Genomic DNA, 12,248 nt, shown 5'->3' on the forward strand with positions numbered 1-12,248 from the left:
CGGAGTGACGTGGATCTCTTCGACGGGTCCCCCGGTCGACTGACACGGCCCCTGGGGTGTCCGGCTGGTGACATGGGGCGAGAGGGGCGGAAGTGGGACACGTCCCTTGTGTCCCCCAACGGCACGGCTTACCCGGGGTTGCGGGGCGACCACATCGTGGACAGATCCGCGCCCGGAGACGCTAAGCGGAATGCCCGAACACGGTTAGAGTCACCATGCAGCCCGACCCAGTTCACCTTCCGTTCACTCAGGTTGCCTACGTTCGTCCAGCCACTGACGTCAAACGATTGCCTGGGTAAATGGAACACATCACGCTGCTGCTCGCGATTGTGGTCGTGACAGCTCTCGTGTTCGATTTCACGAACGGTTTCCACGACACCGCCAACGCGATGGCGACGACCATCTCGACCGGTGCCCTCAAGCCCAAGACGGCGGTGGCCATGTCCGCCGTGCTCAACCTGGTCGGTGCGTTCCTGTCCGTCGAGGTCGCCAAGACGATCTCCGGCGGGATCATCAACGAACAGGGCATTCGTACCGAAGTGATCTTCGCGGCGCTCGTCGGCGCCATCCTCTGGAATCTGCTGACCTGGCTCATGGGTCTGCCCTCCAGCTCCTCCCACGCCCTCTTCGGCGGCCTCATCGGCGCGGCCGTGATGTCGGCCGGCTGGTCGGCCGTCAACGGCGGCACCATCGTCACCAAGGTGCTCATCCCCGCGGTCGCCGCGCCGCTCGTCGCCGGCCTGGCCGCCATGGCGGCCACGAGGCTGACGTACAAGATCGCCTCCAGGACCGACCAGAAGTCCACGGCGAAGGGCTACCGGGCCGGCCAGATCGCCTCCGCCGGTCTCGTCTCCCTCGCGCACGGCACCAACGACGCGCAGAAGACCATGGGCATCATCACCCTGGCCCTGGTCACCCAGGGTGTCGTCGACCCCGGTTCCAACCCCCCGATGTGGGTCGTCGTCTCCGCCGGTGTCGCGATCGCGCTCGGCACCTACCTCGGTGGCTGGCGCATCATCCGCACGATGGGCAAGGGCCTCACCGACCTGCAGCCGCAGCAGGGCTTCGCCGCCCAGACCAGCGCCGCCACGGTCATCCTGGCCTCGTCCAACCTGGGCTTCTCGCTCTCCACCACGCAGTCCTGCTCCGGCGCCGTGATGGGCGCGGGTCTCGGCCGCAAGGGCGGTGTCGTCCGCTGGTCGACCGCGACCCGGATGTTCGTCGCCTGGGGTCTGACCCTGCCCGCCGCTGGCCTGGTCGGCGCCGGCGCCGAGTTCCTCACCAAGCAGGGCAGCTGGGGCGTCGCCGTCGTCGCGGTCCTCCTCGTGGGCGGCTCCGCCGTCATCTGGTCCCTGTCGCGCCGCCAGCCGGTCGACCACAACAACGTCACGGCCGACGAGATCGACGCCGAGCCCGCGGGTGTCGTCACCACCGCGATCGCCGCGGTCACCCCGCCGCCCACCGGTTCCGTCGCCTCGGTCGCGGACGAGGACCTCAAGACCACCATCCCCTCGCCGGCCCCCACGGACCCGGCAGCCCCCACGGCCCCCGCGGCCGCGGTGTAAGGAACGAACGACATGAAGATCGACTGGGCAGCTCTCGGCTCCGTCTTCGGAGTCAGCCTCGTGGCGACCGTCGCCCTCGTGGGCCTGTTCACCCTCGGCATCGTCGGCCTCTCCAAGCAGGAGCAGGCCGCCTCCCAGGGAGGCTCCGCCGCCCTGGCGCGCACCGGCGCGTACGCCTGCTTCGCGCTGTGCGTGGCGGCCGTCGCGTACGGCATCTATCTGATCGTCGTCTGACGACGGTCCCGCTTCGACGGACGGGCGGTCGCACCTTCGGGTGGGACCGCCCGTCCGTCGTTCCTGTGGTGCTCCGCACACTGTCCCGCCGCAGGTCAAGCGTGAGTTGACGGGTGTTCGCACAGCGTGGTGGACTTCCGGGGCCATTACGGCGGCAACAGAGGAAGCCCGGTGCGAATCCGGCGCGGTCCCGCCACTGTGACCGGGGAATCGATCCCCCGGGAGCCAGGAACTCTCGCCGCCGGTCACGTCGAGCCAGGGCGCGGACCCTGAGTGAGGACACAGCGCCATGCCCGGCCGCAGTGCAGCCACAGGTGTATTCGCGTACGGCGCCGCCGCCGGTCTGGCCGCGGACCTGCTCATCGGCGACCCCCGCCGCGGCCATCCGGTCGCCGCGTTCGGGCGCGCCGCCGGCTCCGTCGAGAAGCTTCTCCGGCGCGACCACCGCGGGTGGGGCGCGCTGCACACCGCCGTCTGTGCCGGTGGCGCCACCGCGATCGCCGCGCTGGCCGCGCGTGCCGTACGCGACCGCCCCGGAGCCGCCGTCGCGCTGACCGCCGCCTCCGTCTGGGCCGTCGTCGGCGGCACGACCCTGGGCCGGGAGGCCCGCGCCATCGGCGGCGCCCTGGCGGCCGGCGACCTGGAGGTGGCCCGCGAGCGGCTGCCGCATCTGGTGGGACGCGATCCGCACTCCCTGGACGGTCCGGCGATGGCCCGCGCGGTGGTCGAGTCCGTCGCCGAGAACACCTCCGACGCCGTCGTGGGCGCCCTGGTCTGGGGCGCGGTCGCCGGGGTTCCGGGACTGGTCGGCTTCCGGGCCGTGAACACGCTGGACGCGATGGTCGGCCACAAGTCCCCGACGTACCGGCGCTTCGGCTGGGCCTCGGCCCGGCTCGACGACGTGGCCGGCTGGCCGGGCGCCCGGCTGACCGCCGCGCTCGCGACGGTCGCCGGTGGCGACCCCAAGGGGGCGGCGAAGGCATGGCGGCAGGACGCCGCCAAGCACCCGAGCCCCAACGCCGGTCCGGTGGAGGCGTCCTTCGCGGGGGCGCTCGGCGTCCGGCTCGGCGGGACGCTCTCGTACGGCGGACGGGTCGAGCACCGGCCGGTGCTGAACGGGGAGGGCCGGGCCGTGGAGGTCGGGGACATCGAACGGGCGGTGCGGCTCTCGCGCCGGGTCACCGCGCTGACGCTGGCGGTGTGTGTGGGTGGACGGATCGTGGCGGGCGCGATGAAGCGGAGGAAGGCATGAGAGGCGGGGGGCTGCTGGTCGCGGGAACCACGTCCGACGCGGGCAAGAGCGTCGTCACGGCGGGCATCTGCCGCTGGCTGGTCCGGCAGGGTGTGAAGGTCGCGCCGTTCAAGGGCCAGAACATGTCCCTGAACTCCTTCGTGACGCGCGAGGGCGCGGAGATCGGCCGGGCGCAGGCCATGCAGGCGCAGGCCGCCCGCGTCGAGCCGACCGCGCTGATGAACCCCGTGCTCCTGAAGCCGGGCAGCGACCGCTCCAGCCAGGTCGTCCTGATGGGCAAGCCGGTGGGCGAGATGAGCGCCAGGGGCTACCACGGAGGGCGGCAGCAGACGCTCTTCGAGCCCGTCCTGGCGTGCCTGGAGGAGCTGCGGGGCACGTATGACGCCGTGATCTGCGAGGGGGCGGGCAGTCCGGCCGAGATCAACCTGCGGCGCACGGACATCGTGAACATGGGCATCGCGCGGGCGGCGCGGCTGCCGGTGCTGGTCGTCGGCGACATCGACAGGGGCGGGGTGTTCGCCCAGTTCTTCGGCACGACGGCGCTGCTCGCGCCCGAGGACCAGGAGCTGATCGCGGGCTATCTCGTGAACAAGTTCCGGGGTGACGTGACCCTGCTGGAGCCGGGCCTCGACATGCTGCTCGGGCTGACCGGGCGCCGGACGTTCGGTGTGCTGCCGTACGCGCACGGCCTCGGTATCGACGAGGAGGACGGCCTGCGGGTCTCGCTGCGGGGCACCGTCCGCGAGTCGGTCGTCGCGCCGCCGGTCGGCGAGGACGTGCTGCGGGTCGCCGTCTGCGCCGTGCCGCTGATGTCCAACTTCACCGACGTGGACGCGCTGGCCGCCGAGCCCGGCGTGGTGGTGCGGTTCGTGGACCGTGCCGAAGAGCTCGTCGACGCGGACCTGGTGGTCGTGCCGGGGACGCGCGGGACGGTCAAGGCGCTGGCCTGGCTGCGCGAGCGCGGCCTCGCGGACGCGATCGCCCGACGGGCCGCGGAGGGCCGCCCGGTGCTCGGCATCTGCGGCGGCTTCCAGGCGCTCGGCGAGCGGATCGAGGACGAGGTCGAGTCGAAGGCCGGCACGGTCGACGGGCTCGGACTGCTGCCCGTACGGATCCGGTTCGCGCCCGAGAAGACGCTGGCCCGGCCGGTCGGCGAGGCGCTCGGCGAGCCGGTGGAAGGGTACGAGATCCATCACGGCGTCGCGGACGTGCGGGGCGGGGAACCCTTCCTGGACGGCTGCCGGGTCGGCGCCGTCTGGGGCACGCACTGGCACGGCTCCCTGGAGAGCGACGGCTTCCGCCGGGCGTTCCTGCGGGAGGTCGCGGCCGCGGCCGGACGGCGCTTCGTCCCGGCCCCCGACACGTCGTTCGGCGTGCTCCGCGAGGAGCAGCTGGACCGTCTCGGCGACCTGATCGAGGAACACGCGGACACGGAGGCGCTGCTGCGCCTGATCGAGAACGGCCCGCCGAACGGGCTGCCGTTCATCCCGCCGGGCGCGCCGTGAGGGCGGGCCCGTACATGAGCGAACGTCAGCGACCCGATCTTGAAGGAGTGACCACCCGATGAGCACCCGGTATCCGTTCACCGCCGTCGTCGGCATGGACGACCTGCGGCTCGCGCTGCTGCTGAACGCGGTGAGCCCGGCGGTGGGCGGTGTCCTCGTACGCGGCGAGAAGGGGACCGCCAAGTCGACCGCCGTGCGGGCGCTCGCTGATCTGCTGCCGTCGGTGGCGGTGGTCGCCGGGTGCCGGTTCAGCTGCGACCCGGGCGGGCCCGATCCGCAGTGCCCGGACGGGCCGCACACCGAGACGCCCGGGGCCGCCCGCCCCGCGCGGATGGTCGAGCTTCCCGTCGGCGCCTCCGAGGACCGGCTCGTCGGTGCTCTGGACATCGAGCGGGCGCTCGCCGAGGGCGTGAAGGCCTTCGAGCCCGGGCTCCTCGCGGACGCGCACCGCGGGATCCTCTACGTCGACGAGGTCAACCTCCTCCACGACCACCTGATCGATCTGCTCCTCGACGCGGCCGCCATGGGCTCCTCGTACGTCGAGCGCGAAGGCGTGTCCGTACGGCACGCCGCCCGTTTCCTGCTCGTCGGCACGATGAACCCCGAAGAGGGCGAGCTGCGGCCGCAGCTGCTCGACCGCTTCGGTCTCACCGTCGAGGTCGCCGCCTCCCGCGAGCCCGAGCAGCGGGTCGAGGTCGTGCGCCGCCGGCTCTCGTTCGACGACGACCCGACCGCCTTCGCCGCCCGCTGGGCCGACGAGGAGACCGCTCTGCGGGACCGTGTCGTCGCCGCGCGCGAACTGCTGCCCCGCGTCGCGCTCGGCGACGCGGCCCTGCTCCAGATCGCCGCGACCTGCGCCGCGTTCGAGGTGGACGGAATGCGCGCGGACATCGTGATGGCCCGGACGGCGACGGCGCTCGCCGCGTGGGCCGGGCGGACGGAGGTGACCTCCGAGGACGTACGGCAGGCCGCGCTGCTCGCCCTCCCCCACCGCAGGCGGCGGAACCCCTTCGACGCGCCGGGGCTCGACGAGGACAAGCTCGACGAGACGCTGGAGCAGTTCAAGGGCGAGGACGGGGACGACGATCCCGACCCCGGGCCCGACGGTGGACCGGGCGGAGGCCCCGGCGGTGTACCGCCCCAGGGTGAAGGGCCGGACGACGGCGCGCCCCGGGATGTGGGTTCGGACGAGGCTCCCGCGCCCGCTCCGGACGAGGCGCCCGCTCCGGGCGGGGCCGGCGCCGGTGAGCGGGCCGCCGTCAAGGCCGCCGAACCCTTCCGCACCAAGATGCTGAGCGTGCCCGGACTCGGCGAGGGGGCGGCCGGGCGCCGCTCCCGTGCCCGTACCGAACACGGCAGGACGACCGGTTCCGTACGGCCCCGGGGCGCGCTGACCAAGCTCCACCTGGCCGCGACCGTGCACGCCGCCGCCCCGCACCAGAAGGCGCGCGGACGGACCGGCCCCGGGCTGGTGGTCCGCCGGGACGATCTGCGGCAGGCGACCCGTGAGGGCCGCGAGGGCAATCTCGTGCTCTTCGCCGTGGACGCCTCCGGCTCGATGGCGGCCCGGCAGCGGATGAGCGCGGTGAAGGGCGCCGTGCTCTCGCTGCTGCTCGACGCCTACCAGCGACGCGACAAGGTCGGCCTGGTCACCTTCCGGGGGCGGGACGCCGAGGTGGCGCTGCCGCCGACCTCGTCCGTGGACGCGGCCGCCGCGCGGCTCGAACAGCTCCCGACGGGCGGCCGCACGCCCCTGTCGGCGGGGCTCCTCAAGGCCCATGACGTGCTGCGCGTCGAGCGGTTGCGCGACCCCTCGCGCCGTCCGCTGCTCGTCGTCGTGACCGACGGCCGGGCGACCGGCGGCGGCGCGGACCCGGTGGCACTCGCCGCCCGCGCGGCACGGCTGCACGCCTCCGAGGGCACCGCGGCCGTCGTCGTGGACTGCGAGACCGGGCCCGTACGGCTCGGGCTCGCCGCGGAGCTCGCCCGGGAACTGGGCGGCACCGCCGTGACCTTGGACGAGCTGCGCGCCGACTCGATCGCCGGGCTCGTCAGAGACGTTCAGGCAGGACAGACAACCAGGAGGGCCGCGTAATGCCGCAGGGACAGCCGACCGTCGTTCCCGACGACGGTCTCACCACCCGTCAGCGCCGCAACCGTGCGCTGGTGATGGTGCACACGGGCGTCGGCAAGGGGAAGTCGACCGCCGCCTTCGGCATGGCGCTGCGCGCCTGGAACCAGGGCTGGCCGATCGGAGTGTTCCAGTTCGTCAAGTCCGCCAAGTGGAAGGTCGGCGAGGAGAACGCCCTCAAGGCGCTCGGCGAGACCGGCAAGGGCGGGACCGTCACCTGGAACAAGATGGGCGAGGGCTGGTCCTGGATCCAGCGCGAGGTCGCCGAGGGCGAGCAGTCCCACGAGGACAAGGCGCGCGAGGGCTGGGAGCAGGTCAAGCGCGACCTCGCCGAGGAGAAGTACAAGTTCTACGTCCTCGACGAGTTCGCCTACCTGCTGCACTGGGGCTGGATCGACACCAAGGAGGTCGTGGAGGTCCTGCGCGACCGGCCCGGTCACCAGCATGTCGTCATCACCGGCCGCAACGCCCCGCAGGAGCTCGTGGACTTCGCGGACCTGGTCACGGACATGTCGAAGGTGAAGCACCCGATGGACGCGGGTCAGAAGGGCCAGCGGGGCATCGAGTGGTAGCACGTCTCGTCATCGCCGCGCCGTCCTCCGGCGCGGGCAAGACCACGGTCGCGACCGGCCTGATGGCCGCGTTCGCCGGCCGTGGTCTCGCGGTCTCCCCGCACAAGGTCGGCCCCGACTACATCGACCCGGGCTACCACGCCCTGGCCACCGGCCGGCCGGGCCGCAACCTCGACGCGTACATGTGCGGGACGGGGCTGATCGCGCCGCTCTTCGAGCACGGGGCGCGCGGCTGCGACCTGGCGGTCGTCGAGGGCGTCATGGGTCTTTACGACGGCGCGGCCGACGAGGGCGAGCTGGCGTCCACGGCGCAGGTGGCGAAGCTGCTCAAGGCGCCGGTGGTGCTGGTCGTGGATGCCTCGTCACAGTCGCGGTCGGTGGCCGCGCTGGTGCACGGGTTCGCCTCGTGGGATCCGGAGGTGCGGATCGGCGGGGTGATCCTGAACAAGGTCGCGACGGACCGGCACGAGCATCTGCTGCGGGATGCGCTCGGCGGGTCGGGGGTGCCGGTGCTGGGTGTTCTGCGGCGGGCGCCCGCCGTGGCGACGCCGTCGCGGCACCTGGGTCTGGTGCCGGTCGCCGAGCGGCAGGCGGCGGCGGTCGCCGCCGTGGCGGCGCAGGGGGAGCAGGTTCTCCAGGGGTGCGACCTGGATGCGCTCTTGGCTCTCGCGCGCAGTGCGCCTGAACTGCACGCCGAGGCGTGGGAGCCTGACGTAGCGGTGCGGCTGACCGCCGGTGGGTGGGTTGTGCCCACCTTCCCCCAGGCTTCGTCCGGGGGTACCCCCACCGCCCCAGCGGAACGGTTGCCCACAACGCGGCCGGTGGTGGCCGTAGCCGGTGGGGCTGCTTTCACGTTCTCCTATGCCGAGCATGCCGAGTTGCTGACCGCCGCCGGCGCCGACGTCGTCACGTTCGATCCGCTGCGGGACGAGGCCCTCCCCGAGGGGACCAGCGGGCTCGTCATAGGTGGTGGATTCCCCGAGATGTACGGGGCCGAGCTGTCCGCCAACGAGCCGTTGCGGAAGGCCGTCGCCGAGCTCGCCGTGTCCGGGGCGCCGATCGCCGCCGAGTGTGCCGGACTGCTGTATCTCGCGCGGTCGCTCGACGGGACGCCGATGTGCGGGGTGCTCGACGCGGACGCGCGGATGTCGGAGCGGCTGACGCTCGGATACCGGGACGCCGTGGCGGTGAGCGACAGTTCGCTCGCCGCGACGGGGGCCCGGATGCGGGGTCACGAGTTCCACCGGACCGTGATCGAGCCGGGCGCGGGGGCGAACGCGGCCTGGGGGCTGCGGCAGCCGGAGCGGAGGGTCGAGGGCTTCGTGCAGCAGGGGGTGCACGCGAGTTATGTGCACACCCACTGGGCGGGCGCCCCTGAGGCCGCCGTGCGCTTCGTGGAGCACTGCGCGAAGGGCCACCACACGTGAGATCAGCCGCTGGAGGCGCCCACCACGAGCCAGATGAAGGCCACGCCCGCCACCGTGCAGAACAGGGTCGAGCGGGCCGGGTGTTCGTGGTGGGCCTCGGGAAGGATCTCGGCGGCGGCGAGGTAGAGCAGGGCGCCGCCGAAGAACCCGAGATAGCTGCCGAGCAGTTCCTCCGGAAGGGTGAACAGCAGGGTGGACGCGGCGCCGACGATCGGTGCGAGCGCGTCCAGGACCAGCATCGTGATCGCTTTGCGACGGGCGTTCCCGTACAGGCTGGTGATCGTGTACGTGTTGAAACCGTCGGCGAAGTCGTGGGTGATGACGGCGAGCGCGACGGTGGCGCCCATGCCGCCGCCGACCTGGAAGGCGGCTCCGAGAGCGATGCCGTCCATGAGGCTGTGGGCGACCATCGCGGCGGCCGCGGTGAGTCCGACCTGCGGCACCCGCTCGTCGGCGGCGACGCCGTGCGCGGCCTGACGGACCGCCAGCAGCCGTTCCACGACGTGGGCGAGGAGAAAGCCGCCGACGAACAGGAGCAGCGCCTGCGGCACGCCGAAGACCTTCTCTCCCGAGGCCTCCATGGCCTCGGGCAGGAGGTCGAGACCGACGACGCCCAGCATCAGGCCGCCGGCGAGGCCGAGCACGAGGTGGCGCCGGTCGGTGACGCGTTGCGCCGTCCAGCCGCCGAAGAGCGTCATGAGGAACGCGCCGAGCGCGACGAATACGGCCATGCGCCCTTGCTATCCGATCGTGCGCGTCTCGCGCACATCACAAGGGCCTGTGTGGGGAGGCTGGTCGCATGATCACGGTGATCGGGAGCAGTGCGGGAGCCGACGCGGGCTCCTGGGCGGGCGAGGCGGCCCTGGTGGTGGACGTGCGGGGCGACGAGTTGACGGACACGGAGCTCGACCTGGTCGAGAAGCATGTGTCCGGGGGCGGGACGCGGGTGGTCGTGCGGGTGCTGGGTGACCCGGGATTCTTCGGGGTCGTACGCACGTTGGAGGAGCGGTTCGGGACCGCGGAGCTCGAGGTGCGGCCCGGGCCGACGGCGGTGGGGCTGGCGTTCGCGCGCCTCGGCCTGCCGTGGGACGACGCCTTCGTGGTGGACGGCGCGGAGGTGCGCGGCCATGCGCTGAACCGGGCCGTGAACGTGTGCCGGGCCCATCCCAAGGTGGCGGTGCTGCCCGGGCCGGGGGTGGGCCCGGCGGAGCTGGGAGCCGAGCTGGTGCACCGGGTGGCGTCGCGGACGCTGGTGGTGTTCTCGGCGCTGGGCGATCCCTTCCGCGAACGCTTCGAGCGGGTGGAGCCCGCGGAGGCGATGTGCCGGAGCTGGGAGGGGGTGAGCCTGGTCCTGTGTCTCGACGAGTCACGGGCGGAGGGGCCGCCTCCGACGGTGACGGGGCCGCTCACGGGTCCCGGCCGTTGGGCGCTGCCGGACGGGGAGTTCGGGGCGGGCGGCGTCGACGGCGGCTCGGTGCTGCCGTACGAGGCGCGGGCGCTGGCGCTCGCGCGGCTGGGGCCGCGGGCCGGGGATCTGGTCTGGGACATCGGTACGGGCTGCGGCTCGGTCGCGGTCGAGTGCGCCCGGCTCGGCGCGGCGGTGGTCGCGGTGGAGCAGACGACGTCCGGTGTCGAGCGGATCCGGGCGAACACCGCGGCGCACGGCGTGGAGGTGCGGACGGTGCACGGCGCGGCGCCGACGGTGCTGTCCCATCTGGCCGATCCGGACGGAGTGTTCATCGGTGGTGGCGGCAGCGAGCTGAAGTCGGTCGTGCTGACGGCGGCCCGGCGGGCTCGGCGTGCGGTGGTGGTGGCGGTGACCGCTCTGGAGCAGGTCGCCCCGGTCCGTTCGGCGCTGGCGTGCTGCGGTTTCGAGGCGGAGGGGGTGCTGCTGCAGTCCCAGCGGCTGCTCGCGCTGCCGGACGGTTCCTCGACGATGGCGCCGACGGCGCCCGTGTTCCTGGTGTGGGGTACGCGATGAGCGGGGCCGCGGTGGGAGTCGGGGCGCGCTCGGGGGTGCCGGTGGACGAGGTCCTCGACCTGGTCGCGGAGGCGCTGCGGGAGGCGGGGCTCACGGGTTCGGACGTGACGGCGCTCGCCACGCTGGAGGCGCGGGCGGCGGAGCCGGGGATCGTCGGCGCGGCCGGGCGGCTCGGCGTGCCCCTGCGGGCGTACGGGGCGGAGGCGCTGGCCGCCGTCTCCGTACCGCATCCGTCGCGGGCTCCGCTGGAGGCGACGGGGACGGGGTCGGTGGCGGAGGCGGCGGCGCTGCTCGCGGCGGGTCCGGGGGCCGAACTTGTCGTACCGAAGCGGAAATCGAGGCGCGCGACGTGCGCTATCGCCCGATCCCTCCCGTTTCGCCCGAACGAAGATGCCTCCGCCGCACGGTTGTTGCCCCAGGGACAGGGGTACATCGCTGGTCAGACGGAGCCCCGTACACCCCCCACTCACCACCCGACGGCGGCCATGGATATCCACGCGCACACAGACGTCCACGATCTGCGCCACCACGGTGACGCGGAGGTACGGGACGAGAAGCTGATCGACCTCGCGGTCAACGTCCGCACGAACACGCCGCCGGAGTGGCTGCGCGAGCGGATCGCCGACTCCCTCACCGGTCTCGCGCTCTACCCGGACGGGCGGGCGGCGCGGGCCGCCGTCGCCGAGCGGCACGATGTGCCGGCCGGGCGGGTGCTGCTCACGGCCGGGGCGGCGGAGGCGTTCGTGCTGCTCGCACGGGCGCTGCCGGTGCGGCGGCCGGTGGTGGTGCATCCGCAGTTCACCGAGCCGGAGGCGGCGCTGCGGGACGCCGGGCACGAGGTGGGCCGGGTCCTGCTGCGCGAGGAGGAGGGCTTCCGGCTCGATCCCGCGACGGTCCCGGAGGACGCGGACCTGGTCATGATCGGGAACCCGACGAACCCCACGTCGGTGCTGCACCCCGCGGAGACGATCGCCTCGCTGGCCCGCCCCGGCCGGACGCTGGTGGTGGACGAGGCGTTCATGGACGCGGTGCCGGGCGAGCGGGAGTCGCTGGCCGGGCGGACGGATGTGCCGGGCCTGGTGGTGCTGCGGAGCCTCACGAAGACCTGGGGTCTCGCCGGCCTGCGGATCGGCTACGTACTCGCGCAGCCGGAGACGATCGAGACCCTCGCCGCGGCGCAGCCGCTGTGGCCGGTGTCCACCCCGGCGCTGGTGGCGGCGGAGGCGTGCATGTCGCGGGCGGCGCTCGCGGAGGCGGAGCTCGCGGCGCACCGGATTGGGGTGGAGCGCGCGCATCTGCTGGCGGGGCTCGCGGAGTTCGACGAGGTCAGAGCGGTCGCGGCGGCGGAGGGCCCGTTCGTCCTGATCCGGGTCCATCGCGCGGACGAGGTACGGGAGCGGCTGCGCGCCCTGGGCTTCGCGGCGCGGCGCGGCGACACCTTCCCGGGCCTGGACAGGAACTGGCTCCGGCTCGCGGTCCGGGACAGGGCCACGACCAACCGCTTCCTGCAGGCCCTGGACCAGGCCCTGCTGATCACGGGCTGAGCGCGCGGGGAGGGCGGTGTCGTCGCCACCGCCCTCC

At 73.3% G+C, this 12,248-nt stretch carries 10 protein-coding genes and 1 riboswitch; of the genes, 9 read left to right on the forward strand and 1 reads right to left on the reverse strand.

Annotated features, from left to right (window positions below; translation table 11 throughout):
- Positions 1–299 precede the first annotated feature (299 nt).
- The 7 genes from ACFQ7Q_RS09955 to ACFQ7Q_RS09985 all read left to right on the forward strand — a co-directional run bounded on the left by ACFQ7Q_RS09955 (position 300) and on the right by ACFQ7Q_RS09985 (position 8,686).
- The gene (locus ACFQ7Q_RS09955; RefSeq protein WP_383551904.1) at positions 300–1,565 is read left to right on the forward strand and encodes an anion permease; all 1,266 of its coding nucleotides are present in this window, start codon (positions 300–302) and stop codon (positions 1,563–1,565) included.
- Between the two features lie 12 nt (positions 1,566–1,577).
- Positions 1,578–1,799, forward strand: a complete 222-nt coding sequence (locus ACFQ7Q_RS09960; RefSeq protein ID WP_383551906.1) for a hypothetical protein — start codon at positions 1,578–1,580, stop codon at positions 1,797–1,799.
- 113 nt (positions 1,800–1,912) lie between these two features.
- Positions 1,913–2,057, forward strand: a riboswitch (cobalamin riboswitch).
- Positions 2,058–2,088: 31 nt separating this feature from the next.
- The gene (locus ACFQ7Q_RS09965; RefSeq protein WP_383551908.1) at positions 2,089–3,051 is read left to right on the forward strand and encodes a cobalamin biosynthesis protein; all 963 of its coding nucleotides are present in this window, start codon (positions 2,089–2,091) and stop codon (positions 3,049–3,051) included.
- On the forward strand, positions 3,048–4,556 hold the full coding sequence (locus ACFQ7Q_RS09970) for a cobyric acid synthase (protein WP_383551910.1): 1,509 nt from the start codon (positions 3,048–3,050) through the stop codon (positions 4,554–4,556). Before ACFQ7Q_RS09965 ends, ACFQ7Q_RS09970 begins: the two co-directional genes overlap by 4 nt.
- Before the next feature lie 58 nt (positions 4,557–4,614).
- Positions 4,615–6,651: a putative cobaltochelatase gene (locus ACFQ7Q_RS09975; RefSeq protein WP_383551912.1), complete on the forward strand. Its 2,037-nt coding sequence runs from the start codon at positions 4,615–4,617 to the stop codon at positions 6,649–6,651.
- Positions 6,651–7,259 carry a cob(I)yrinic acid a,c-diamide adenosyltransferase gene (gene cobO / locus ACFQ7Q_RS09980; protein ID WP_158986079.1) on the forward strand — a complete coding sequence of 203 codons (609 nt, stop codon included), beginning with the start codon at positions 6,651–6,653 and terminating at the stop codon, positions 7,257–7,259. Before ACFQ7Q_RS09975 ends, cobO begins: the two co-directional genes overlap by 1 nt.
- A complete protein-coding gene (locus tag ACFQ7Q_RS09985) occupies positions 7,253–8,686 on the forward strand; it encodes a cobyrinate a,c-diamide synthase (RefSeq protein ID WP_383551914.1) in 1,434 nt (477 codons plus the stop codon). The genes cobO and ACFQ7Q_RS09985 overlap by 7 nt, the downstream gene beginning before the upstream one ends.
- Before the next feature lie 2 nt (positions 8,687–8,688).
- On the opposite strand, the gene ACFQ7Q_RS09990 is transcribed toward ACFQ7Q_RS09985, so the two are convergent.
- Complete coding sequence (locus tag ACFQ7Q_RS09990) at positions 8,689–9,417, reverse strand: ZIP family metal transporter (protein WP_383551916.1); 729 nt, start codon at positions 9,415–9,417, stop codon at positions 8,689–8,691.
- A gap of 68 nt (positions 9,418–9,485) precedes the next feature.
- On the opposite strand from ACFQ7Q_RS09990, the gene ACFQ7Q_RS09995 reads away from it, so the two are divergent.
- Positions 9,486–10,667: a precorrin-6Y C5,15-methyltransferase (decarboxylating) subunit CbiT gene (locus tag ACFQ7Q_RS09995; RefSeq protein WP_383551918.1), complete on the forward strand. Its 1,182-nt coding sequence runs from the start codon at positions 9,486–9,488 to the stop codon at positions 10,665–10,667.
- Complete coding sequence (gene cobC, locus ACFQ7Q_RS10000; protein ID WP_383551921.1) at positions 10,664–12,211, forward strand: Rv2231c family pyridoxal phosphate-dependent protein CobC; 1,548 nt, start codon at positions 10,664–10,666, stop codon at positions 12,209–12,211. Before ACFQ7Q_RS09995 ends, cobC begins: the two co-directional genes overlap by 4 nt.
- Positions 12,212–12,248 lie beyond the last annotated feature (37 nt).

Origin of the sequence: Streptomyces sp. NPDC056527, from assembly GCF_042794475.1 — a bacterium.
Classification (GTDB): Bacteria; Actinomycetota; Actinomycetes; order Streptomycetales; family Streptomycetaceae; genus Streptomyces.

Bases quoted from the DNA above. Each gene is read 5' to 3' on its own strand.
- cobO (WP_158986079.1), top strand. From the start codon at position 6,651: ATGCCGCAGGGACAGCCGACCGTCGTTCCCGACGACGGTCTCACCACC.
- ACFQ7Q_RS09975 (WP_383551912.1), top strand. From the start codon at position 4,615: ATGAGCACCCGGTATCCGTTCACCGCCGTCGTCGGCATGGACGACCTG.
- ACFQ7Q_RS09955 (WP_383551904.1), top strand. From the start codon at position 300: ATGGAACACATCACGCTGCTGCTCGCGATTGTGGTCGTGACAGCTCTC.
- ACFQ7Q_RS09970 (WP_383551910.1), top strand. From the start codon at position 3,048: ATGAGAGGCGGGGGGCTGCTGGTCGCGGGAACCACGTCCGACGCGGGC.
- cobC (WP_383551921.1), top strand. From the start codon at position 10,664: ATGAGCGGGGCCGCGGTGGGAGTCGGGGCGCGCTCGGGGGTGCCGGTG.
- ACFQ7Q_RS09965 (WP_383551908.1), top strand. From the start codon at position 2,089: ATGCCCGGCCGCAGTGCAGCCACAGGTGTATTCGCGTACGGCGCCGCC.
- ACFQ7Q_RS09960 (WP_383551906.1), top strand. From the start codon at position 1,578: ATGAAGATCGACTGGGCAGCTCTCGGCTCCGTCTTCGGAGTCAGCCTC.
- ACFQ7Q_RS09995 (WP_383551918.1), top strand. From the start codon at position 9,486: ATGATCACGGTGATCGGGAGCAGTGCGGGAGCCGACGCGGGCTCCTGG.
- ACFQ7Q_RS09990 (WP_383551916.1), bottom strand. From the start codon at position 9,417: ATGGCCGTATTCGTCGCGCTCGGCGCGTTCCTCATGACGCTCTTCGGC.